Here is a 21,560-nt window from a genome sequence, read left to right as displayed (position 1 = left end):
CGCGGAGACCGCGGCAAGAACACCGACGCCAACTGCTCAACTCCGCGTAATCTCCCCATCGCGGCGACGCCACAAATCCAGCGGATTCGCATCGGCCAATGCCTCAGGCAGCAATTCCGCCGGGAAATCCTGGTAGCACACCGGCCGCAGGAATCGTTCGATCGACGTCGTGCCCACCGACGTCGCGCGACTATCCGAGGTCGCCGGGAACGGGCCGCCATGCACCATGGCATGCGAGACCTCGACGCCGGTCGGGAAACCGTTCACCAGAATCCGCCCGGCCTTGCGTTCCAGAATCGGCACCAGCTTGTGCGCCGCCGCGAGATCCGCGCGATCCATCTGCAACGTGGCCGTCAGTTGTCCTTCCACATGCTCGGCCACGGCGAGCATTTCCTGCTCGTCCTTGCAACGCACGATCGTCGAGGTGGGTCCGAACACTTCGTCTTCCAGCGCCGGGGTGGCGAGGAACGTCTGCGCGTCGGTCACGAACAACGCGGCGCACGCCTGCGTCGGGCCGGTTGCGTCGACGCCATGCGCCACGGCCTCCACGCCCTGGGTTCCCGCCAGCCTGCCTTCGCCTGCTTGATAAGCCGCATGAATGCCGGACGTGAGCATGGTCTGCGCCGGCTTGCCGCTCAATGCGCTGGACGCCGTGGCGACGAAACTCTTGAGCGCGTCGCCGTCGACGGCAATCGCCAGACCCGGGTTGGTACAAAACTGCCCGGCGCCGAGCACCAGCGAATCGACAAACCCACGCGCGATGCTTTCGCCGCGCTCAGCCAGCGCGTTCGACAGCAGAAACACCGGGTTGATGCTGCTCATTTCGGCGTAGACCGGAATCGGCTCCGCACGCGCCGCCGCGATACGCATCAGCGCCACACCGCCCGCGCGCGAACCGGTGAAGCCCACGGCCTTGATCGCCGGATGCGCAACCAGCGCTTCGCCGATCGCATTCCCCGCACCGACGACCAGCGAGAACACGCCCTCGGGCAATTCCATGTCCTGCGCGACGCGCTGGATCACCCGGCCGACCATCTCCGAGGTGCCCAGATGCGCCGGATGCGCCTTCACCACCACCGGGCAACCGGCCGCGAGCGCCGCCGCGGTATCACCACCCGCCACCGAAAACGCCAACGGGAAATTGCTGGCGCCGAACACCGCGACCGGGCCGAGCGCAATCTTTTGCATCCGCAGATCGGAGCGCGGCAGCGGCTTGCGCTCCGGCAACGGCGAATCGAGCGTTGCGTCAAGCCATTGCCCGGCACGCACCACTTGCGCGAACAGCTTGAGCTGACCCGTCGTGCGGCCGCGCTCGCCTTCGAGACGCGCCTTCGGCAGCCCCGACTCCTGCTGCGCGCGCTCGATCAGCGCGTCGCCCAGCGCCGTGATGCCGTCGGCAATGCGTTCGAGAAACTCGGCGCGTACCGTCAGCGGCAAATGCCGGTACGGCTCGAACGCCTGTTGCGCGAGTTCGCAGGCTCGTCCGACATCAGCCACCGAAGCGCCGCCGAAAACCGGCTCCGCGATGTCGGCACCCGTGGCAGGATTGAACGCATGCAGGGACTTTTCCTCGCCGCGCACGGCGTGACGACCGATCAGCATTTCGCCGGTAATGGACATTTCGCTTTCCTTAAAAGACTGCCGTAGATATAAGTTATCCTACAACATGGAGAGGGTTGCACGCAACCGGAACTACCATTACTCCGGCGAATTCGGGTATACGTGGCCGTTACAACATAGAGGCTCAATGCTAATCTGCTTTTAGACATACGACGACCTATAACTCAAGCGGCATCGCCTGAGTTCTGCTCACTGGACGGGTCGTTGGCCGGAGCTTGCCCGATTCATCGCCGTTTCAGGAGATATCCCATGCCCGCCGTCGCGCCCTACCAGGCCTTACCTAACAGTTTCCGCCGCGCCGTTCGCGCAGGCGACACCCTGATCGGCTGCTGGGCGTCGCTGGCGAGTCCGGTCGTCACGGAATTGCTCGGCATTATCGGTTTCGACTGGATGCTGCTGGACGCCGAACACGCGCCCAACGACGTCCTCACGCTGATCCCCCAGTTGATGGCGCTCAAGGACAGCGCGAGCGCGCCGGTCGTGCGGCCGCCGGCTAACGACAGCGTGTTTATCAAACGGCTGCTCGACAGCGGCTTCTCGAACTTCCTGGTGCCGTTCGTCGACAGCGCCGACGACGCGGCCCGCGCCGTGGCCGCGACGCGTTATCCGCCGCAAGGCATTCGCGGCGTGTCGGTGAGCCAGCGAGGCAATCGCTACGCGACCGTGGCCGACTACTTCCAGATCGCCAACGACAACGTCTGCGTCGTCGTGCAGATCGAAAGCCGCAAAGCCGTCGACGCGATCGACGCGATTCTCGCGGTCGACGGCGTCGACGCCGTGTTCGTCGGCCCGTCCGACCTCGCGGCCGCGTACGGCCACCTCGGCAACCCGAACCATCCGGACGTGCAACAGGCGATCGCGCACGTGTTCGAACGCGCGCAGGCCGTGGGCAAAGCCAGCGGCATCCTCGCGCCGGCTCAGGCCGACGCCGAACGGTATCTCGCGATGGGCTGCCGCGTGATCGCGGTCTGCGCGGACATCGGGCTGCTGAAAAACGCCGCGCAGACGGTTCAACACCACTTCATGCAGAAACAGGCAGGCCAGGCATAACCACGGCCGCCATGACCTCTTGGGAGCACTCCATGCAAAAAGCAGGCTTTATCGGACTCGGCATCATGGGCAAGCCCATGGCCGCCAACCTTCTCAAGAACGGCGTCCCACTCGCCGCCTTCACGCGCAGCGGCGTGCCCGACGATCTCGCCCAGGCCGGCGCCGTCGCGTGTGACAGCCCGGCCGCGGTCGCCGCGCAGGCCGACGTGATTTTCATCATGGTGCCGGATACGCCGGACGTCGAACGCGTACTGTTCGGCGAACAGGGTCTCGCCGACGCGTTGCGCGCGGGACAAACCGTGGTCGACATGAGCTCGATTTCGCCGATGGCCACCCGCGAGTTCGCGGCCTGCGTGCGCGAGCGCGGCGCGGACTATCTGGACGCGCCGGTGTCGGGCGGCGAAGTCGGCGCCAAGGCCGGCTCGCTGACCATCATGGTGGGCGGCGAAAGCGCGAGCTTCGACAGCGTCAAGCCGCTGTTCGACATGATGGGCAAGAACGTCACGCTGATCGGCGCGGTCGGCGCCGGCCAGGTGTGCAAGGTGGCGAATCAGGTGATCGTCGCGGCAACGATCGAAGCCGTCGGCGAAGCGCTGCTGCTCGCCTCGAAAGCCGGCGTCGATCCGGCGCGCGTGCGCGAAGCGCTGATGGGCGGCTTCGCGTCGTCGCGCATTCTCGAAGTGCACGGCGAACGCATGACCAAACGCAGCTTCGACCCGGGCTTCCGGATCGAACTGCACCAGAAGGATCTGAACCTCGCGCTTTCGACCGCGCAGGCGCTCGGTGTGTCGCTGCCCAATACCGCCACCTGCCAGGCGTTGTTCAACGCCTGCGTGGCGCACGGCGGCAAGGCGTGGGACCACTCCGCGATGGTCCGCGCGCTCGAAATTCTGGCCAATCACGAAATCGGCCAGCCGGTCGCTTAAGCCGCAAGTCCTGACCCGTAGCACCGCTCCTCCTGTTCTATGCCAATAGACAGGATGGATCGGTGCGCGCGGCTTTTTTCGCTAAAGCGTTCTTACAACAACTAGTCAGGATCACTGATAACAAGAAAGCGCTTCCGCCGAAGCAACGATCCTCATCCCCTCAAACATGACTAGCAGATGCCCGCACAGGGCAAGGAGACATCCGTGGCCATCCACGATAAAAACAGCGGCGACCCGGCGACATCGAAAATCCGCGAACAGGACACACTGAATTCCCCCAAGCGACGCTCATTTCTCGTGTTCGCAGGAACTTCCGCGGGCGCGGGCCTGTTCGCGACCCTGCCCGGATGCGGCGGCGGCAGCGGTTCGCTGGGTTCCACGACACCGGCGTCGAGCGCACCGGTCGCGGCGGCGGACCCGATCTGGGGGCCGACCGGCCAGGCAACCGTGATCATCAACAAGCTCGCCAGCATCACGACGTCGATGTTCCCGGCGGTCGATTTCCAGGTGACGAGCTATGGCGCGCGCACGCTGCAGGCGTCCGCGTTGATTCAGGCCAGCGCATGGCCAGGCGGCACGATTCCCTGGGTGACCGGTACGCAGGCCGCGGCTTCGCCGCAAAGCCCGGGCTCGACGATCATGGTGCCGTACGACATGACGGACACGGTCTACGATTCGTACGCCGCGTTCAATGCCGCGATTCAGGCGGCGCATGCGGCCGGCGGCGGCCGCGTCGTGGTGCCGGCCGGCAACTGGTATTGCGGCGGCCCGATCGTGCTGCTGAGCAACGTGAATTTCCATCTGAGCTCGGGTTGCACGATCTATTTCAGCCCCAACCCGGTCGACTATGCGAAGAGCGGTCCGTACACGACGGCGAACGGCAATCTGTACTGGTCGCGCTGGCAGGCCAACGACTGCCTGAACTTCGGTGCGCCGATCTATGCGTACCAGCAGACCAACATCGCACTGACCGCCGACGACAACACCTGCGTCCTCAACGGTCAGTCGATGACGCCGATGCAGTTGAGCACCAAGGCGCCCACATCGTGCTGGTGGACCTTCAAAGGCACCAGCGGCGAGTACGGTTACGTGAAACCGGCTTCGGGCGGCGCACCGGTTTCGCAAGCCGACGCGAATACGGGCACCACCGCCTACTCGGCCAACGGCGCCACCTATCCGGGCAACACCGCGCTGACGAGTTTACCCGCCGCGCAGATCACGAATCCGCAGGCCAACGTCTCGTTCACGAATCAGGACGGCACCACGACGACGCTGATGACGCTGCTCACCGCGTCCGGCTGGAATCAGGATCAGAACTATTTGCCGGCGCTGTCGGAACTCGGTGTGCCGGTGCTGAATCGCGTCTTCGGTCTCGGCCATTTTCTGCGGCCGTGCATGGTCGAGTTCATCGGTTGCACGAACGTGTTGCTGCAGAACTATCACACGCAGAACACGCCGTTCTGGCAGCATCATCCGACCGATTGCACGAACGTGCTGATCGACGGCGTGTTCGCGGACAGTATCGGCCCGAACAACGACGGTTTCGATCCGGACGCCTGCAACTACGTGCTGGTGCAGAACGTCCAGTTCAATACCGGCGACGACTGCATCGCGATCAAGTCCGGCAAGTGTCTCGACACGCAGTACGGGCCGATGCAGAACATCGTGGTCCAGAACTGCACGATGCAAAGCGGCCATGGCGGTCTCACGATCGGCAGCGAAATGAGCGCGGGCGTGCAGAACGTCTACGCCCGCAATCTGACCATGCAGAACGCGAACTGGGCGAGCAATCCGCTGAACATCGCGCTTCGCTTCAAGACCAACATGAACCGTGGCGGGTTTATCAACAACGTGTGGATCAACGGCGTCACGCTGCCCAACGGCGTGAATCTGACCGGCAAATACGGCGGCGGCGCGCTCGGCGCGGCGTATCCGGGTTCGGTCGCCGGCACCGGCACGGTCGGTCTCGCGGCCAACCCGTCGACGGGCCAAGGCGGCCTGATCACGTTCGACTGCGATTACAGCCCCTCAGGCGACGCGGTGCGCTGGAACCCGGCGACGATCAACAACGTCAACATCTCGAACGTGAACGCGACCAATACGTCGGGTGCGGTGAGCTACGCGTTGACGTCGGGCTTCACGGCGACGTCGGGTTCGTGCTTTCAGGCGATCGTCGCACAGGGTCCGGTGGCCGCGGACTACAACGGTCCGTTGCCCATCCCCACCGTACCGCCAATCACCGGCGTGACCATCTCGAACTGCAACCTCGGCACGCCGATCTGCACAGGACCGGTATCGGCCACCGTGCCGGGACCGCTCTTCGTGGACAACGTGAAATCCATCACGTTGAGCAACGTGGTGATCGCCGGTGTGACGTATAACGGCGCGCTGACAGGCTGACGATTACGCGGTCCGCGGCGTGCAGGCTGCCGCGGACCGCATGTTGTTTCGATGCGGGCGCAACGTGTTGGCTTCACCGCACCCCGCACCCCGCACCCCGCCTCCCGCCTCCCGCTCAACCGGTTCAACTCGCCGCTACGGCAAAAAAAATGGGACGCCTTCTGGCGTCCCATTTTTTACTTCCGCACGTAAATCACTTCGCCACCGCTCCCGCGGCCGCCCAATGCGGCTCGGGCGGCGCTTTTTCGGGGCTCTTCGCCAGCAGGCAAACCACACCGGCGGCCACGATATCGAACACCGCCAGCACGACGAACAACGGGCTGTAACCGATCCGGGTCACCAGCACACCGAACAGCGCGGTAAACGCTGCGGCGCCGAGATAGCCCGCCATGCCGCCCATGCCGGTTGCAGTAGCGACTTCGTTCTTGCCAAACATATCCGACGTGATCGCGTACAGCGCACCCGACAAGGTCTGATGCGCGAAGCCACCAACGCACAGCAACGCCACCGCCGCGTAAGGACTCGCGACCAGACCCACGCACGCCGGTCCGATCATGCACAGCGCGCCGACCACGAACACCAGCTTGCGCGACGTGAACAGCGAGACCTTCGCGTACTTGTGAAACAGCGGGCTCAGATAGCCGCCGAGCACGCAACCGATATCCGCGGCGAGGAACGGCATCCACGCATACAGCGCGACTTCCTTCAGGTTCATGTGACGCTCGGTCATCATGTACAGCGGAATCCATGCGTTGAAGGTCTGCCATGCCGGCTCGGACAGAATGCGCGGAATGCCGATCGCCCAGAAATCGCGGCTGCCGAGCATCGCGAAGCGGCTGCGCTTCACGGCGCCGACATCGTCGCTATGCTTCGCTTCCTGGCCGCTCAGAATGTAGTCGCGTTCCGCATCGCCCAGCAGCTTCTGCTGGCGCGGATGCTTGTAGAGCACCATCCACAGTACGCTCCAGACGATCCCCGCCACGCCGACGATCACGAACGCCAGTTGCCACTCGCCGTGCAACAACGCCCACACCACCAGCGGCGGCGCCAGCAGCGCACCGATCGACGAACCGATGTTGAACCAGCCGATCGCGACTGAGCGTTCTTTGGCGGGAAACCATTCGCTGGTTGCCTTCACGCCAGCCGGAATGCCGGCCGCCTCGGCCAGACCGAGCACGCCGCGAAAGAACGCCAGGCTGCGCCAACCGGTCGACCACGCCGCCGCGGCGCATGCCAGCGACCACGCCAGCGCGAACACCGCGAAACCAAGTTTGGTGCCGACGGTATCGAGCACGAAGCCCGCGACCGGCTGCATGAACGCGTAACAGAGCTGCCACGCGACCACCACGTTCGCGTACTGCGCGGTGGTGATGTTGAGATCCTTCATCAACGTCGGCGCCGCTACCGACAACGTATTGCGCGCGAGGTAATTGATGATGAGTCCGGCCGCGACCAGACTGACCATCCACCAGCGGATGCCCTTGATTTTCATGACTACGTCTCCTCGACTCTCTGACCGCTCAAACGGGCCGGGCTGCTGACGCGGCCGAACCGGAACGATCGGAACCGGCGCCCTCGTCCTTGCGCGAATAGTCGATACCGACGAAGCTACCGCCCTGGAAGCGCTGACCCAACGCATCGAGCGGATTCGGACGCGCGAGAATCTGTTCGGCGAAGGCTTCGGCGTCCTGCGTCGGCTGATAGCCCAGACGCTCGGCGCCGCTGTTGTCCCACCAGCTACGCGTGTTGGCGGACACGCCCCAGATCGTCAGGAAGCCGACCTCTTCCGCGTCGACGCAACGGTCGAGAAAATGCAGCAGATCGCGATGACCGAACCAGGTGCTCAGATGGCGCGGCTCGGTCGGCCGCTCGAGGCAACTGCCGATCCGCACGCAAATGCTTTCGATACCGTGCTTGTCCCAGTACATGCGCGCCAGCGCTTCGCCCCACACCTTGCTCAGGCCGTAGAAACCGTCCGGACGCAGCGCGCAGTCGAGTTCGAGATGCTCGGTGACCGGGTACATGCCGATCGCGTGATTCGAACTGGCGAACACGATGCGCCGCACGCCTTGGCGGCGCGCGCCTTCGTAGACTTCGACCAGCGCGCGCAGATTGTTGTCGATGATTTCGGGCAGCGGACGCTCCACGCTGGTCCCCGCGAAATGAATCAGCACATCCACACCGTCCAGCAGACGATCGACGATCGCCGGGTCGCGCAGATCGCCGTGCATCACGTCCTCGCCATCCAGCAGCGGCGTAAGCGGCTTCGAGCCCGCGGCCGAACGCAACGGCGTACCGCGTGCGACCCACGCCGCGCGCACCACGGCGCCTAGCTGACCACCGGCGCCACTCAGGGCAATCTTCTTCATAAGGTTCCTTTACTGCGCCGCGCGCGATCTGGCTGGATGACAACCTGCGGTAGAAGCGCGGCTGTTTCGCCTACGAATCTTCGTCTTAGTTGTACGATAACGTACTATCGACGAACGGAGACCAGATTTCAACCAGGCACTTACCCTTATTCTGCTATAGACAACAAGAATTTCTATTTGATAAACAACGAGATACGTTCAATCAATTTATGTGACGTCATATAACTAAGGCGGTGATTTTTCGGCAAAAATCCACCACCTGCCCGCCTCATGTCGTTTCGGTTCAAGCCGGCGGCACGCAACCGCGAGTAGACTGAGTGCGCTCAAGCAAGACCGCCCTGTGTTGCGCAACGCGCAATACACCGCCGCGGGAGCAAACGCGCCCTTCGCGCCCGACTACTTTTCAGCGCAGCACGTCACCATGCCCAACGCCCTTAGCTCTGTGCTCCCCGTCGCCGTGCCGGTGGAATCCGCCGTCAGCGGTCTGTACCACACGCCGGACCTCGCCGACGCGTACGCGGTCCGCCTGCCGGACAACGCCATCGACGATCCCGAACTGCTCGCGCGCTTTCTGTTCGAGCATCAGGCGGGCTGGGTGGGCAAGTTGATGAGCTTGCGCGATGCGATCGTTGGCCGCTTCGGGCTCAAGACGACGCGGCAGTTGCGCACCGAGACCTCGCCGGGCTCGTGCGAACGCGTCGAATTTTTCAGAATCTACACGCGCAGCGCGAGCGAGATCATTCTCGGCGAGAACGACAACCATCTGGATTTCCGGGTGTCCGTGCTGCAGCAAACGCGCGAGTCGGACGGCGCTCAGTCGCGCTATCTGATCCTCTCGACCGTCGTGCATTGCCACAACGGCCTCGGGCGTTTTTATATTCTCGCGATCGCGCCGTTTCACCGCCTGGTGGTGCGCTCTTCGCTGCGGCGCGCGGCGCGTATTGGCTGGCCGACGGTCTGAGCGGCTGAGCGGCTGTCCGTGCGAACCAGCACGCAGGGGTGCCGGGACATGAGCCGTTGATCGGCCGCTGAAACCAGCAAACTCCGCGGACGCGGCCCCACAACCCCGCGCCCGCTTCTCCGCACTTACGAGCCGATAAACTCCAGCAAATCGGCATTCACCTTATCGGCCTCGACGACACACATACCGTGCTGTCCGCCCGCATACACCTTCAGCGTGGCGTTCTTCACGATCTTCGCCGTCTGCCGTCCCGCCGCGTCGATCGGCACGATCTGGTCGTCGTCGCCATGCAGCACCAGCGTCGGCACGTCGATCTTCTTCAGGTCTTCCGTGTAATCGACTTCGGAGAACTGCTTGATGCAGTCGTACAGGCCTTTGATCGAACCGGCCATGCCTTGACGCCAGAACGAATCGATCACGCCTTGCGAGACCTTCGCGTTCGGACGGTTATAGCCGTGGAACGGCACCGCCAGATCCTTGAAAAACTGCGAGCGGTCGTCCACCACGCCTTTGCGGATACCGTCGAACACATCGATCGGCAGGCCGATAGGATTGCCTTCCGTTTTCAGCATCAGCGGCGGCACCGCGCCGATCAGCACGGCCTTCGCCACCCGCTGCGTGCCATGCCGGCCGATGTAATGCGCCACTTCCCCACCGCCGGTCGAATGGCCGACGAGCGTCGCGTCCTGCAGGTCGAGATGCTCGATCAGCGCCGCGAGGTCGTCGGCGTAGGTGTCCATGTCGTTGCCGTCCCACGGTTGCGCCGAACGGCCATGACCGCGGCGGTCGTGCGCGATCACGCGGAACCCTTTGCTGCCGAGAAACAGCATTTGCGCGTCCCACGCGTCCGCCGTCAACGGCCAGCCGTGCGAGAACACAACCGGGCGGCCCTTGCCCCAATCCTTGTAGAAAATGTCCGTACCGTCTTTCGTCTTGATCGTGCTCATCTGCTGACTCCTTTTGGTGAAGTCTGCCGTTGCCGGCAGGGGGATGAAGCGTGCTCGTTCAAACCGTTCGTGCGGCGCGCCGACGCGATGCCCTTACCGGCACCGTATGCCCCGCGCCCTACAGTTCTATGACGGATGCGCGAAGCGCCGATGAATCTCAAGGGCGCCTCGACATGACTATTCGAAGCGAATAACGGGAATCGATGGTGGAATCGCCACGGCGTCACGCTCATGAATTGCGGAGCGCGCGTTCAACGGAGGAACGCTGCCGTTTGGCTGCCTGCATGGTAGAGGTAAACGGCCGCATTGACTACCGCGCGGCCAGGCAGAAAGTCGGTTCGGGTGGTGTGATTGTCGGTTGAAGACGAAGCGGGCTACGCCTGGGGTTCCTGCGGCTCCGACTCCTGCGCTTCGATCGCCTGTTTCACGCGCATCAATTCCGCGGCGTGGGCGTTCTGATCTTTCTGGATGCGCTCGGTCGGACCCACCACCGACAACCCGTACAGGTCGCCGCCTATCGTCACTGCCACGGCCACCGCCGACAACTCCGGCGCGCTTTCGCCGAGATTGGCGCACCAGCCTTGCGCTTTGGCCGCCGCGGCCTGCGCAATCAGCGCGGGCAGATCGGCGACCGTCGCGGCGGTGAAGTGGTCGAACGACAATTGCGCGCCGAGCGCCTGCTGCGCCGCCGCATCCAGTTCGCCGAAAATCGCCTTGCCGATCGAGTTCGCATGCAAGGGCCGCAACTCGCCGGGCGCACGCGTATAGCGAATCGCCTTGGTGGATTCCACCACGTCGAGATACACCACCGCCGTGCCTTGAATCTTGCCGAGCACGGTAGTCTCACCGCTTGCGTCGCGCAATTGAACCAGCCGCGGATGCACCATCTCGACAATCGGATCGACCGCGTTGATTGCGCTCGCAAGCATCTGCAAACGCCGGGTCGGATAGTAGCCGCCGCGCTTTCTGACTTCGTAGAGATAGCCGCGGCTCACCAGCGTGCGAGCCAGCGCGAGGCAGCTCGACATCGGTACGTTCAGCAAACGCGCCAGCTCGGTGAGCGGCAGCGGCCGTTGCTCGACAGCAAACAGTTCGAACAGGTCCAGCGTGCGGGCAACGAGTTTGACATCCATGGCGATTGGGAGAGACTTCAATACGACTTCGGCAGGCCCAGGACTTTCTCCGCGATGAAACACAGAATCATCTGCGGACTCACGGGCGCGAGCCTCGGAATCATACACTCCCGCAGATAGCGTTCGACGTGATATTCCTTCGCGTAACCCATCCCGCCGAGCGTGGCGATCGCCGTCTGACACGACTGGAACGCGGCTTCGGCGGCGAGGTATTTGGCGGCGTTGGCTTCTGCGCCGCACGGCTGACCGGCGTCGTACAACGCGGCCGCCTTGAACACCATCAGATTGGCCGCTTCGAGTTGCATCCATGCCTGCGCGAGCGGATGCTGAATGCCCTGGTTCTGGCCGATCGGCCGTCCGAACACCACGCGCTCCTTCGCATATTGCGTGGCGCGCTTCAGTGCCGCCTGACCGAGGCCGATCGCTTCGGCGGCGATCAGAATCCGCTCCGGGTTCAGGCCGTGCAACAGATAGCGAAAGCCCGCGCCTTCGTCGCCGATACGGTCTTCAACCGGCACCCGCAGATTGTCGATGAACAGCATGTTCGAATCGACCGCCTTGCGGCCCATCTTCTCGATCTCGCGCACTTCCACGCGCTCGCGATCCAGATCCGTATAGAACAGCGTGAGGCCGTCGGTCGGTTTCGCGCACTGCTCCAATGGCGTAGTGCGCGCGATGATCAGCATCTTGCTCGCCACCTGCGCGGTCGAGATCCAGATCTTGCGGCCGGTCAGCACGTAGTGGTCGCCGTCGCGCACGGCCTGGGTTTTCAGATGCGTGGTGTCGAGACCAGCGTCCGGTTCGGTGACCGCGAAGCAGGCCTTGTCGCGGCCGTCGATCAGCGGCGGCAGGAAGCGGCGCTTCTGCGCGTCGTTGCCGAATACCTGCACGGGGTTCAAGCCGAAGATATTCATATGCACCGCCGACGCCCCCGACAACCCCGCGCCCGAGCCGCTGATGGTGCGCATCATCAGCGCCGCTTCGGTCATGCCGAGGCCCGAGCCGCCGTAGTCCGGCGACATCGCAATGCCGAGCCAGCCCGCGTCGGCCAGCGTGCGATGAAAGTCGTGCGGAAAGCCGCCGTCGCGATCGCGCGCGAGCCAGTACTCGTCATCGTATTTTTCGCAGAGCTTTTCGATCGCGGCCTGGATCGAGAGCTGGTCTTCGGTGAGATCGAAATTCATATCAACGTCCTTGGTAAAACCCTTTAAGCCGCCGCCCTTCGAGCAGCCGGCTCAGAGCGGAAACACGCCGACCAGCACCGCGGTGAACACCATGATGACCGTGGCGGCGAAGAGAAAGGGAATGGTGAATTTCTGATGTTCGGCGAGTTCGACGCCGGTCAGGCCGACAATCAGAAACGTGGCCGGCGTGAGCGGACTGACCGGGAAACCGGTGGTCATCTGTCCGAGCAAGGCGGCCTGCGCCATCTGCACGGGCGGCACGCCGAGCAGCTTGCCGCTCTCGGCGAGCACCGGCAGGATGCCGAAATAGAACGAGTCGGGATCGAATAGCAGGCTGAGCGGCATCGACACGAGCCCGAGCACGAACGGCATATGGCGCGCGTGTTCGACCGGCACCTGTTGCACGAGCACCTGCGCCATCGCGGTGAGCATGCCGGTGCCGGACATGATGCCGGTGAACGCGCCCGCCGCGAGCAGCACGCTGGCCATCATCAGCGCAGCTTTGGCGTGGGCGTCGATGCGCTCGCGCTGTTGCTTGACGTCCGGATAATTGATGATCAGTGCGGCTACCGTGCCGAGCATGAACATCACCATCGGATCGACAATGCCCGACACCAGCGTGACCAGCACGAACAGTGTCAGTGCGAGGTTGATCCAGAAGCGGCCCGGCCGGCGCAACACCTGCTCTTCGGCGCTCAGTTCACGCGGCGTTACCGCCACCGCTGCAGCGCTCGCGCGGTCGAGCCCGAGGCGCTTTTCCTCGCGTTTGCCGAGCCAGTACGCGCTGCCGAATACGAACACCAGCCCGACGATCTGCACCGGCAGCATCGGATAAAAAATCGCCGTGCCGGGAATATGCAAGGCGGCGGACGCGCGCAGCATCGGCCCGACCCAGGGCAGAAAATTCACGCCCGCCGCCATCGACGCGACGCAGGCCAGAATCCGTTTATCGATGCCGAGGCGCGTGTAGAGCGGCAGCATCGCGGGCAGCGTGACGAGAAACGTCACCGCGCCGGAACCGTCGAGGTGAATCAGCAGCGCAAGCAACGCGGAGCCCATCACGATCCGCGTGGGGTGACAGCCGACCACCCGCAACACGCCGTTGATGATCGGATCGAGCATGCCGGCATCGGTCAGGATCCCGAAAAACAGAATCGCGAACACGAACATGCCGGCCACCGGCCCGATGTTCTGCACGCCGTGCACGATGTATTTGGCGGTCGAGAGCCCGAAGCCTGCCGCGAGCGCCGCCACGATCGGCACGACGATCAACGCGACGAGCGGCGACAGGCGCTTCGTGATGATCAGGCCGAACAGCGCGACGATCGCGACGGTGCCGATCAGCGCGAGCATGACGCGGCTCCTCGCGCACGGAACGCGCTCGCAGTCGGCGCAATCGAGGAAGCGTTAAAAGCCGGCGGCGAGCGCCGTCCTGCGCGATTCGTGCACATGCTGTCTCCTTGGCGGCACGCGGCCGCTCTTTATGGTTTCGACGGGAATGGCTTCAGATGAAGCGCGGGTGAAGCGCGGGTAAAGCGAAACGCGAATGAAGTGGCGACCTCAATCGTCGGCGTGCGGTTTGCCGAACACCTGCTCAGCGTGTTCGTTCAACCCGGGCGGCGTGCTGCGATAAGTGGCCGGCGTGCGGCTCAGCTTGATCGGCGACGCAATGCCACGGTACGAGCCGAGCTCCACCCGCATCGCCCGATGCGCGGTGTGCGGATGCTCCAGCGCCGCGCCGAGTCCGAGCACCGGCGCGCACGGCACGCCGCGCCGGATCAGCGTATCGGCGAGCAATTCCCCTTGCCACGACGCGAAGCGCTGCTCCAGCTCCGCGCGCAATTCACGCCGGTGCGCACTGCGCTCGCGGTTGCTGGCAAAACGCGGATCGTCGACCAGCGCCTGCGCATCGATCACCGCGCACAGTCCCGCGAATTGCGCGTTATTGCCCACCGCCAGAAAGATATCGACGCTACCCGTATGGAACATGTCGTACGGCGTGATGTTCGGATGCGCGTTACCGGTGCGCTGCGGCTCCTGGCCCGAGTAGAACCAGTTCGGCGTATGCGGATGCAGGATCGACAACGCGCTGTCGAACAGCGTCGACTCGACGAACTGGCCCTGCCCGCTCGTCTCGCGCTCACGCAACGCCATCAGGATGCCGAGCGCCGCATTCAGGCCGGTGACGAGATCGACGATCGGCACGCCGACGCGCAACGGCGCGCCGCCCGCCTCGCCGTTCACGCTCATCAGACCGGTCAGCGCCTGGACCGCCGCGTCGTAGCCCGGCAACGCGCCGAGCGGACCATCGGCGCCAAAACCGGACACCCGGCAATGCACGAGCCGCGGAAAGCGCGCGCGCAACGTCTCGTAGCCGAGCCCCCAGCGCTCCAGCGTGCCGATCTTGAAGTTCTCGACCAGCACGTCGGCGGTTTCGAGTAAGTGCAGCAGCTTGTCGCGCTCGGCGGGCTGGCGCAGATCGAGCGCCACGCCCAGCTTGTTGCGATTCACGCCGATGAAATACGACGCCGTGTCGCCTTCGAACGGCGGCCCCCAGGTGCGCGTTTCGTCGCCGTCGGGCGGCTCGACCTTGATCACCTCGGCGCCGTGGTCAGCGAGGATCTGCGTGCAGTACGGACCGCCCAGCACGCGTGACAGATCGATAACGCGAAGTCCCGCGAGTGAACCCGGCGTGAGATTGAGCAAGGCTTGTCTCCTGAATGACCGCTGAAGGCAGTGGCGATTAATTCCTGTGCATGAATAAAACTTTATGCTCAAGAATTATTGAAGTCAAGCCGGCTGCGGGGAAACACCTGGGGCGCTTGCCTCAGCGCGCCGCCGCATTCACCGCCTGCTGCAGCGCGGTCGATTGCCGCAGTTTCACGACGGCGCGTCAAAACGCGCCTCCCGGCACATTCAGGAAAACTTGATACCTATCAATAACTTGCTGTCTCAAAATTGAAAATCGCCGTAAAACAAGGTGGTTTTTTGACGCATGTCGCATCGCAGCACGAAATCTGCCGATCCCCTACGCTTCGCCCATCTGCCCAGCAGTGCGCACCGACACCGGTCGACGCGCGTAGTCCGCCTCCGCGGGCCTCACGCCCTTCACGCTCATGAACTCCGCAATATCGGCATTCGATCTCGCCCGCATCCAGTTTGCGTTTACCGTCTCGTTTCACATCGTGTTCCCGGCGCTCAGCATCGGCCTCGCCAGCTTCATTGCCGTGCTCGAATGGCGCTGGCTCAAAACCGGCAAGGCGTACTACAAAGATCTTTGCCTGTTCTGGTCGAAGATCTTCGCAGTCGCCTTCGGTATGGGCGTCGTCTCCGGCGTGGTGATGAGCTATCAGTTCGGCACCAACTGGTCGGGCTTCTCCAGTTTCGCCGGCCCCGTCACCGGGCCGCTGCTGATGTACGAGGTCATGACCGCGTTCTTCCTCGAAGCGGGCTTCCTCGGCATCATGCTGTTCGGCTGGCAGCGCGTGAGTCCGCGCGCCCACTTCGGCGCCACGCTGATGGTGGCAGTCGGCACGCTGATCTCGACCTTCTGGATTCTCGCGTCCAATAGCTGGATGCAAACGCCGCAAGGCTTCGAAGTCGTCAACGGCCGCGTCGTGCCGCTCGACTGGTTCAAGATCATTTTCAATCCGTCGTTCCCGTACCGGCTTGCGCATATGGCGCTCGCCGCGTTCATCGTCGCCGGGCTGGTGGTGGCGGCCGTGGGTGCGTGGCACCTGCTGCGCGGCCGGCGCGATCCGGCCGTCAAAAAGATGTTCTCGATGGCACTGTGGCTGCTGCTGATCCTCACGCCGATTCAGGCGGTGGTCGGCGATCAGCACGGCCTGAATACGCGCAAGTATCAGCCGGCCAAGATCGCGGCGATCGAAGGTCTGTGGGAAACCGAGAAAGGCGGCACCGCGCTGAACCTGTTCGGCATTCCCGACATGCAGGCCGAAACCACGCGCTACGCGGTGTCGATTCCGCATCTGGGCAGCCTGATCCTCACGCATAGCTGGGACGGCGAAATTCGCGGCCTCAAGGAATTCCCGCCGCAAGACCGGCCGAACTCGACAGTGGTGTTCTGGAGTTTCCGGATCATGGCCGGCCTCGGCACGCTGATGATTCTGATGTCGATCGTCGCGTGGGTGCTGCGCCGCCGTGAACGCCTGTTCGAATCGAAGTGGTTCCAGCGTTGCGTGCTCGCCATGGGCCCGACCGGCTTTATTTCGCTGCTGGCCGGCTGGGTCACCACCGAAGCCGGACGTCAGCCGTGGGTCGTGTACGGCGTGATGCGCACGTCGCAGGCCGTCTCGCCGTTGACCACCCAGCAGGTCGGCATTTCGCTGATGACCTTCGTGGTCGTGTACTTCCTCGTGTTCGGCACCGGCGTCTACTACATGCTCAAGCTGATGCGCTCGGGTCCGGCGCTGCCTGGCCAGACACCGAACGGCGTGCCGTATCCCACGCCGAATCAGACCGCGCGCCGCCCGCTCTCCGCCGTCGATCAGATGATCGACGCCGCCTGAGCCCGACCTTCACGCATCATTTGCGACACCAAAAGCGAGAAAGACAATGGACGTAACCGTAGTGTGGGCCGCGATCATCGCGCTGGGCCTGTTCATGTATGTGGTGCTGGACGGCTTCGATCTGGGGATCGGCATCATCTTCCCGTTCTTTCCCGACGAGAAAGAGCGCGACCTGATGATGAACACCGTCGCGCCGGTGTGGGACGGCAATGAAACCTGGCTGGTGCTCGGCGGCGCCGGTTTGTTCGCGGTGTTTCCGGCGGTGTATTCGACCGTGCTGTCCGCGCTCTATCTGCCGCTGATCTTCATGCTGGTGTGTCTGATCTTCCGCGGCGTGTCGTTCGAGATCCGCGCCAAGGCGAATCGCACCAAGCACCTGTGGGATCTCGCGTTCATCGGCGGTTCGGCGGGCGCGACGTTCTTCCAGGGCATCGCGCTGGGCGCGTTCCTGCAAGGCATTCCGGTGATCGACGGCGCCTATGCCGGCGACGCCTTCGGCTGGCTCACGCCATTCAGCCTGCTGACGGGTCTCGGACTGGTGGTGACCTATGCGCTGCTCGGCTGCTGCTGGCTGGTGGCGAAGACCGAAGGCGATCTGCAACGCCGTCTGCATCGCGTGGTGTGGCCGCTGACGCTGGTGCTGCTCGGCTTCATCGCGATGGTCAGTCTGTGGACGCCGCTGCAGGACCCGACCATCGCGCAGCGCTGGTTCCACGACAACCTGTTCTACCGTCTGCTGCCGGTGCCGTTCCTCGTGGCGGTGTGCGCGTTCTTCATGTATCGCGCGGTGCGCGACCGGCATCACAACACGCCGTTCGCGCTGGCGCTGCTGCTGGTGCTGCTCGGCTACGTGGGGCTGCTGGTGAGCCTGTGGCCGTATGCGATTCCGTCGAGCATGACGTTGTGGGAAGCGGCCGCCCCGCGTTCGAGCCAGATGTTCACGCTGGTCGGCGCGGCGGTGATTCTGCCGATCATCCTCGGCTATACGACGCTGGGTTACTGGGTATTTCGCGGCAAGGTGAGTCATGGCGACCAACATCACTATCACTAAGCGGCTACAGGCCGGCAGCATTGGCAATGCCGGCAACGACGACAGCGGCATTGCCGCAAGCCGGCGGCCGGCGGCGCGCACACTGCCCGGCTGGCTGTGGTTCGTCGCGCTGTGGTGCTTCGGCGTGGGCTCGGCGATGTCGCTCGGTTTCGCGTTCAAGCTTCTGATGAATGCGACGCTGTTCGCCGTCAAATAGAAGCCCTATTCGCGCAGGTTAAGCCGATGCGCATAACCTTCGGCATCCTGCCTGCTTTGCTTAAAAAATGGCGTGACCTGCTCGTCTACCTAGCAAGCCGGAACCGATGCGCGGGAGACCAGCCTCATACAAAACGCGGTGCATGGGCGCACCCGGCGATCCTACAAATAGAAAGTTGGCGGCGCGGCACGGCGGAACACGCCGCGCGCCGCCGGCGGGCTTATGATCGCGGGATAGCCGGCAATGATGCGATTCACGACAATAGAAGTAAAACGAAACCCGACCACGGCGGTAGTCCATCACGCGCAGGCCCGACTCGCGGAGACATCATGAAGTTTCTTGTGGCCGACGACCATGAACTGATCAGGCAAGGCGTCAAAGGCATGCTGCGGGGGCTCGACCCCGACGCCCAGTTCGACGAAGCCGATAGCTGGGAAACCCTCGCCACCGCCGCGCGTCCCGACGCCGATCACGATCTCGCGATCGTCGATCTGCATATGCCCGGCATGAGCGGCGCGTCGTCGCTCGAGGTGCTGTTGAAGGCGAACCCCGCGTTGCCGGTGGTCGTGCTGTCCGCCGAAGAATCGCCCGACGAAATGCGCGCGGTGCTGGCCGCCGGCGCGCTCGGTTTCGTGCCGAAGCGGCAGCCTGCCAGCGTGATGCTCAAGGCAATCGAACTGGTGCTGTCGGGCGGCGCGTATGTGCCGATGGAAGCGCTGAGCCTGCTCGGTTCGCGCGAGACCAAGGCGAGCCCGGTGCATGCCGATGCGTCGGCCGAGATGGCGCTGCAAGGCGCCGCTGCGTCGTCAGTCGCTCAGGCTGCCGCGCCAACGTCCGGCGTCTCCGGCGTCACGGAACCGATCACGCAGATCCCGTCGCTGCAACCGCATCAGCAGCATTTGCTGGAGAACCTGTCGCCGCGTCAGCAGGACATCATGCGGCTCGTGCATCGCGGCTGGACCAACAAGATGATCGCGCGCGATCTGGGCGTCGCCGAAGGCACGGTGAAGGTGCATCTGTCGGTGATCTTCCGGGCGCTCGGCGTGCATAACCGGTCGACGGCGATCGCGGTGATCAACGGCTGGCTGGAAGCGGGGAAAACGTTGTAGCAGAGCCTGACGGTGACGAACTGACGACGGGCGGCGCTTGCGCCGCCCGTTTGCTATGTAGTGTTTGACTTGCAGCGTGTCGCAGCGAGCTGCAGGCCTTCAGATCCTCGCTTCGTCCGGCGGACCGTTCGCCGCCTCCCGTATCGCGCCGTTGGCGCTCCAGCTCTCTGCTTTAACGGCCAGTCCATCCACCTCGTCCATGCCGTCCGCGCGCAACGCCCGCGCGGCCGTCGCCCGCCCCTTATCCAGTTCCGCCTGCTGCCACAGCATTTCCAGCGTGCGCCGCAAGCGCGCGGGGGTCACCGGCTTATGCAACACCGGAATCCCCTGCAGCGCCAACGCCGCCAGTTCCGCCGACGCCATATCCCCCGTGATCAGCAAAGTCACGATGTTGTCGTGCCCCGCGCGCGCCAGCACATGCCGCACGGCAGTCAGCGCCTGCGCGCCGGTGCGGTGATTCGCCAACTGGTAATCGCACAGCACCGCATCCGGCACGAAACCCGTTTCGAGCACCGCGAGCGCGTCGACCTCGTCGCGAGTGCCGCGCACGTCGCAACCCCAGCGCGCGAGCAGACTGGCGAGGCCTTCGAGGATCGACGGATCGTCGTCGATGCACAGCACGCGCCGCCCCTGCGCCGAAGGACCGCCCGCCACCGTTTCGTTCAGGCTCGCGACAATCCCGCCCGCCTCGCCCGCCTGCACCGAAAAACGAAACACGGACCCGCGCCCCGGCGCCGAACGCAAACGCAGTTCGCCGCCGAGCATTTCGACCAGCCGCTTCACCGTCGGCAGGCCGAGCCCATGCCCCTGGCGCGCGTCGCGCTGCGGATTGGCGACCTGATAGAACTCTTCGAAGACCTGCTCGTGCTCCTCCGCCGGAATGCCGATGCCCGAATCGCGCACCTCGACAAAGCCGCCCGACTCGCGTCCCGCGCGCCGAAAGCCCAACCAGATCGCGCCGTCCTCGGTATAACGCACCGCGTTGGACAGCAGATTGCTCAGCACGCGCTCCAGCAACACCGGATCGTCGTGCACGATCATCGTGGTCGGCGCGATCCGCAGCGCGAGACCTTTGGCCGCCGCCTGCGGACGATACTGGCTGCCGACCCGCTCGAACAGTTCGGCCAGCCGGAAATGTAGCCGGATCACCTGTGTCACGCCGCTTTCGAGCCGCGCGAGATCGAGCACCTGGTTGAACAGCTGATTCAACGCCTCGACGTTGTAGACGATATGTTCGGCGGTCTTCGCGTGCTGCGCGGGGGTTGCCGCCGTGTCGTTGAGCGACGCCGCGAGCAAACCGATCGCATGCAGAGGCTGCCGCAAATCGTGGCTGGCAGCCGCGAAAAAGCGCGTTTTCGCGAGACTCGCTTCTTCGGCAACATGCTTCTGCGCCGCCAGCGACTCCGCCAGATATTGCTGATCGACCCGTGCCTGCACGACCTGGCGAAACAGCTTGCGGTAACTCATCGCGTAGACGTTGATCGCGCAAAAGAAAAACGCGAGGACGATCGCGAGAATCGTGCGGTCGAACGTATGCGTGCCGAAATGCAGCACGATCGACGGAAACAGCAGGAACGGAATCGCGGTGGAAAAGTTCAGCAGGTCGAAGCCGTTCGACATGAACACGCCGGCCGCCAGCGTCACGAGCATTACCGTATGCAGCAGCGGCAAATCCATCTGCGGGCTATGAAACGCGAACCAGATCGCGAAACCCGGCGCGCTGTACAGCAACATGCCGCGCACCGCATGCAGCACGATCCAGCCACGCGGCGACGCAAGATGCGGATAGCGGCGATTGCAGATCCATAACGCGAGGCTGCCGCAATTGGCCGCCGCATAGAACCCGAAACACGCGACGAACAGCGGCGGCGACGGAATCGCCGGCCAGTAGATCGCCACCAGCACCGCGATCGAAAACCAGTGCGAAAAAAAGGCGATCGGATCCTGCGCGTAAAGCACGCGCACAAGGTCTTCGTCGATCGCACGCTGGATAGGGTCGGCCCGCATCGTGCGGTCTCCGTTTCTTCAGATGAATGACAAGCGTGTCATGCCGAATCGCGTTTTTATGCCGGATGGTTTACCCGG

The 21,560-nt window shown here is 63.9% G+C and carries 17 protein-coding genes; 8 read left to right on the top strand and 9 right to left on the bottom strand.

Annotated elements, in window-relative coordinates; all coding sequences use genetic code 11:
* Nucleotides 1-36 precede the first annotated feature (36 nt).
* The gene (locus FA94_RS25795; RefSeq protein ID WP_035556523.1) at nucleotides 37-1,620 is read right to left on the bottom strand and encodes an aldehyde dehydrogenase (NADP(+)); all 1,584 of its coding nucleotides are present in this window, start codon (nucleotides 1,618-1,620) and stop codon (nucleotides 37-39) included.
* Between the two features lie 249 nt (nucleotides 1,621-1,869).
* Between FA94_RS25795 and garL the strand changes: the two genes are divergently transcribed.
* The 3 genes from garL (at nucleotide 1,870) to FA94_RS25780 (ending at nucleotide 5,996) form a co-directional block, all read left to right on the top strand.
* A complete protein-coding gene (gene garL / locus FA94_RS25790) occupies nucleotides 1,870-2,670 on the top strand; it encodes a 2-dehydro-3-deoxyglucarate aldolase (protein WP_035556520.1) in 801 nt (266 codons plus the stop codon).
* Nucleotides 2,671-2,681: 11 nt separating this feature from the next.
* Nucleotides 2,682-3,596 (top strand): 2-hydroxy-3-oxopropionate reductase, encoded by a 915-nt coding sequence (locus FA94_RS25785; protein WP_081936106.1) that lies wholly within the window; start codon nucleotides 2,682-2,684, stop codon nucleotides 3,594-3,596.
* Between the two features lie 204 nt (nucleotides 3,597-3,800).
* Nucleotides 3,801-5,996 (top strand): glycoside hydrolase family 28 protein, encoded by a 2,196-nt coding sequence (locus FA94_RS25780; protein ID WP_051980740.1) that lies wholly within the window; start codon nucleotides 3,801-3,803, stop codon nucleotides 5,994-5,996.
* A 193-nt stretch (nucleotides 5,997-6,189) separates the two neighbouring features.
* Here the strand turns inward: FA94_RS25780 and FA94_RS25775 are convergent, their stop codons facing one another.
* Entirely contained in the window at nucleotides 6,190-7,488 is a 1,299-nt protein-coding gene (locus FA94_RS25775) for an MFS transporter (RefSeq protein WP_035556516.1), read from the bottom strand.
* 28 nt (nucleotides 7,489-7,516) lie between these two features.
* Complete coding sequence (locus FA94_RS25770; protein ID WP_035556515.1) at nucleotides 7,517-8,365, bottom strand: NAD-dependent epimerase/dehydratase family protein; 849 nt, start codon at nucleotides 8,363-8,365, stop codon at nucleotides 7,517-7,519.
* Nucleotides 8,366-8,786: 421 nt separating this feature from the next.
* Between FA94_RS25770 and FA94_RS25765 the strand changes: the two genes are divergently transcribed.
* Nucleotides 8,787-9,326: a DUF2867 domain-containing protein gene (locus tag FA94_RS25765; RefSeq protein ID WP_035563028.1), complete on the top strand. Its 540-nt coding sequence runs from the start codon at nucleotides 8,787-8,789 to the stop codon at nucleotides 9,324-9,326.
* 125 nt (nucleotides 9,327-9,451) lie between these two features.
* On the opposite strand, the gene FA94_RS25760 is transcribed toward FA94_RS25765, so the two are convergent.
* From FA94_RS25760 to FA94_RS25740, 5 genes are all read right to left on the bottom strand, one after another.
* A complete protein-coding gene (locus FA94_RS25760) occupies nucleotides 9,452-10,273 on the bottom strand; it encodes an alpha/beta fold hydrolase (protein ID WP_035556512.1) in 822 nt (273 codons plus the stop codon).
* Nucleotides 10,274-10,647: 374 nt separating this feature from the next.
* Nucleotides 10,648-11,406, bottom strand: coding sequence for an IclR family transcriptional regulator (locus FA94_RS25755; protein WP_035556510.1), 759 nt, complete (start codon nucleotides 11,404-11,406; stop codon nucleotides 10,648-10,650).
* A 17-nt stretch (nucleotides 11,407-11,423) separates the two neighbouring features.
* Nucleotides 11,424-12,590 (bottom strand): acyl-CoA dehydrogenase family protein, encoded by a 1,167-nt coding sequence (locus FA94_RS25750; protein WP_035556508.1) that lies wholly within the window; start codon nucleotides 12,588-12,590, stop codon nucleotides 11,424-11,426.
* A 51-nt stretch (nucleotides 12,591-12,641) separates the two neighbouring features.
* The gene (locus FA94_RS25745; protein WP_035556505.1) at nucleotides 12,642-13,943 is read right to left on the bottom strand and encodes a CitMHS family transporter; all 1,302 of its coding nucleotides are present in this window, start codon (nucleotides 13,941-13,943) and stop codon (nucleotides 12,642-12,644) included.
* A 207-nt stretch (nucleotides 13,944-14,150) separates the two neighbouring features.
* Nucleotides 14,151-15,296: a CaiB/BaiF CoA transferase family protein gene (locus FA94_RS25740; RefSeq protein WP_035556503.1), complete on the bottom strand. Its 1,146-nt coding sequence runs from the start codon at nucleotides 15,294-15,296 to the stop codon at nucleotides 14,151-14,153.
* A 410-nt stretch (nucleotides 15,297-15,706) separates the two neighbouring features.
* Between FA94_RS25740 and FA94_RS25735 the strand changes: the two genes are divergently transcribed.
* The 4 genes from FA94_RS25735 to FA94_RS25720 all read left to right on the top strand — a co-directional run bounded on the left by FA94_RS25735 (nucleotide 15,707) and on the right by FA94_RS25720 (nucleotide 19,475).
* Nucleotides 15,707-17,119 carry a cytochrome ubiquinol oxidase subunit I gene (locus FA94_RS25735; RefSeq protein ID WP_035556502.1) on the top strand — a complete coding sequence of 471 codons (1,413 nt, stop codon included), beginning with the start codon at nucleotides 15,707-15,709 and terminating at the stop codon, nucleotides 17,117-17,119.
* Between the two features lie 46 nt (nucleotides 17,120-17,165).
* The gene (gene cydB, locus FA94_RS25730) at nucleotides 17,166-18,170 is read left to right on the top strand and encodes a cytochrome d ubiquinol oxidase subunit II (RefSeq protein ID WP_035556501.1); all 1,005 of its coding nucleotides are present in this window, start codon (nucleotides 17,166-17,168) and stop codon (nucleotides 18,168-18,170) included.
* Entirely contained in the window at nucleotides 18,145-18,366 is a 222-nt protein-coding gene (locus tag FA94_RS25725; RefSeq protein ID WP_035556499.1) for a hypothetical protein, read from the top strand. The genes cydB and FA94_RS25725 overlap by 26 nt, the downstream gene beginning before the upstream one ends.
* Nucleotides 18,367-18,695: 329 nt before the next feature.
* Entirely contained in the window at nucleotides 18,696-19,475 is a 780-nt protein-coding gene (locus FA94_RS25720) for a response regulator transcription factor (RefSeq protein ID WP_035556498.1), read from the top strand.
* 99 nt (nucleotides 19,476-19,574) lie between these two features.
* Here the strand turns inward: FA94_RS25720 and FA94_RS25715 are convergent, their stop codons facing one another.
* Entirely contained in the window at nucleotides 19,575-21,482 is a 1,908-nt protein-coding gene (locus FA94_RS25715) for an ATP-binding response regulator (RefSeq protein WP_035556496.1), read from the bottom strand.
* Nucleotides 21,483-21,560 lie beyond the last annotated feature (78 nt).

It is taken from the genome of Burkholderia sp. 9120 (genome assembly GCF_000745015.1).
In the GTDB taxonomy this organism is placed as follows: Bacteria; Pseudomonadota; Gammaproteobacteria; order Burkholderiales; family Burkholderiaceae; genus Paraburkholderia.
Note: the sequence above shows the minus strand (reverse complement) of the source record. Positions and strands in the feature narration are given on the sequence as shown.

Bases quoted from the DNA above. Each gene is read 5' to 3' on its own strand.
- FA94_RS25795 (WP_035556523.1), bottom strand. From the start codon at position 1,620: ATGTCCATTACCGGCGAAATGCTGATCGGTCGTCACGCCGTGCGCGGC.
- garL (WP_035556520.1), top strand. From the start codon at position 1,870: ATGCCCGCCGTCGCGCCCTACCAGGCCTTACCTAACAGTTTCCGCCGC.
- FA94_RS25785 (WP_081936106.1), top strand. From the start codon at position 2,682: ATGACCTCTTGGGAGCACTCCATGCAAAAAGCAGGCTTTATCGGACTC.
- FA94_RS25775 (WP_035556516.1), bottom strand. From the start codon at position 7,488: ATGAAAATCAAGGGCATCCGCTGGTGGATGGTCAGTCTGGTCGCGGCC.
- FA94_RS25770 (WP_035556515.1), bottom strand. From the start codon at position 8,365: ATGAAGAAGATTGCCCTGAGTGGCGCCGGTGGTCAGCTAGGCGCCGTG.
- FA94_RS25765 (WP_035563028.1), top strand. From the start codon at position 8,787: ATGCCCAACGCCCTTAGCTCTGTGCTCCCCGTCGCCGTGCCGGTGGAA.
- FA94_RS25760 (WP_035556512.1), bottom strand. From the start codon at position 10,273: ATGAGCACGATCAAGACGAAAGACGGTACGGACATTTTCTACAAGGAT.
- FA94_RS25755 (WP_035556510.1), bottom strand. From the start codon at position 11,406: ATGGATGTCAAACTCGTTGCCCGCACGCTGGACCTGTTCGAACTGTTT.
- FA94_RS25750 (WP_035556508.1), bottom strand. From the start codon at position 12,590: ATGAATTTCGATCTCACCGAAGACCAGCTCTCGATCCAGGCCGCGATC.
- FA94_RS25745 (WP_035556505.1), bottom strand. From the start codon at position 13,943: ATGCTCGCGCTGATCGGCACCGTCGCGATCGTCGCGCTGTTCGGCCTG.
- FA94_RS25735 (WP_035556502.1), top strand. From the start codon at position 15,707: ATGAACTCCGCAATATCGGCATTCGATCTCGCCCGCATCCAGTTTGCG.
- cydB (WP_035556501.1), top strand. From the start codon at position 17,166: ATGGACGTAACCGTAGTGTGGGCCGCGATCATCGCGCTGGGCCTGTTC.
- FA94_RS25725 (WP_035556499.1), top strand. From the start codon at position 18,145: ATGGCGACCAACATCACTATCACTAAGCGGCTACAGGCCGGCAGCATT.
- FA94_RS25720 (WP_035556498.1), top strand. From the start codon at position 18,696: ATGAAGTTTCTTGTGGCCGACGACCATGAACTGATCAGGCAAGGCGTC.
- FA94_RS25715 (WP_035556496.1), bottom strand. From the start codon at position 21,482: ATGCGGGCCGACCCTATCCAGCGTGCGATCGACGAAGACCTTGTGCGC.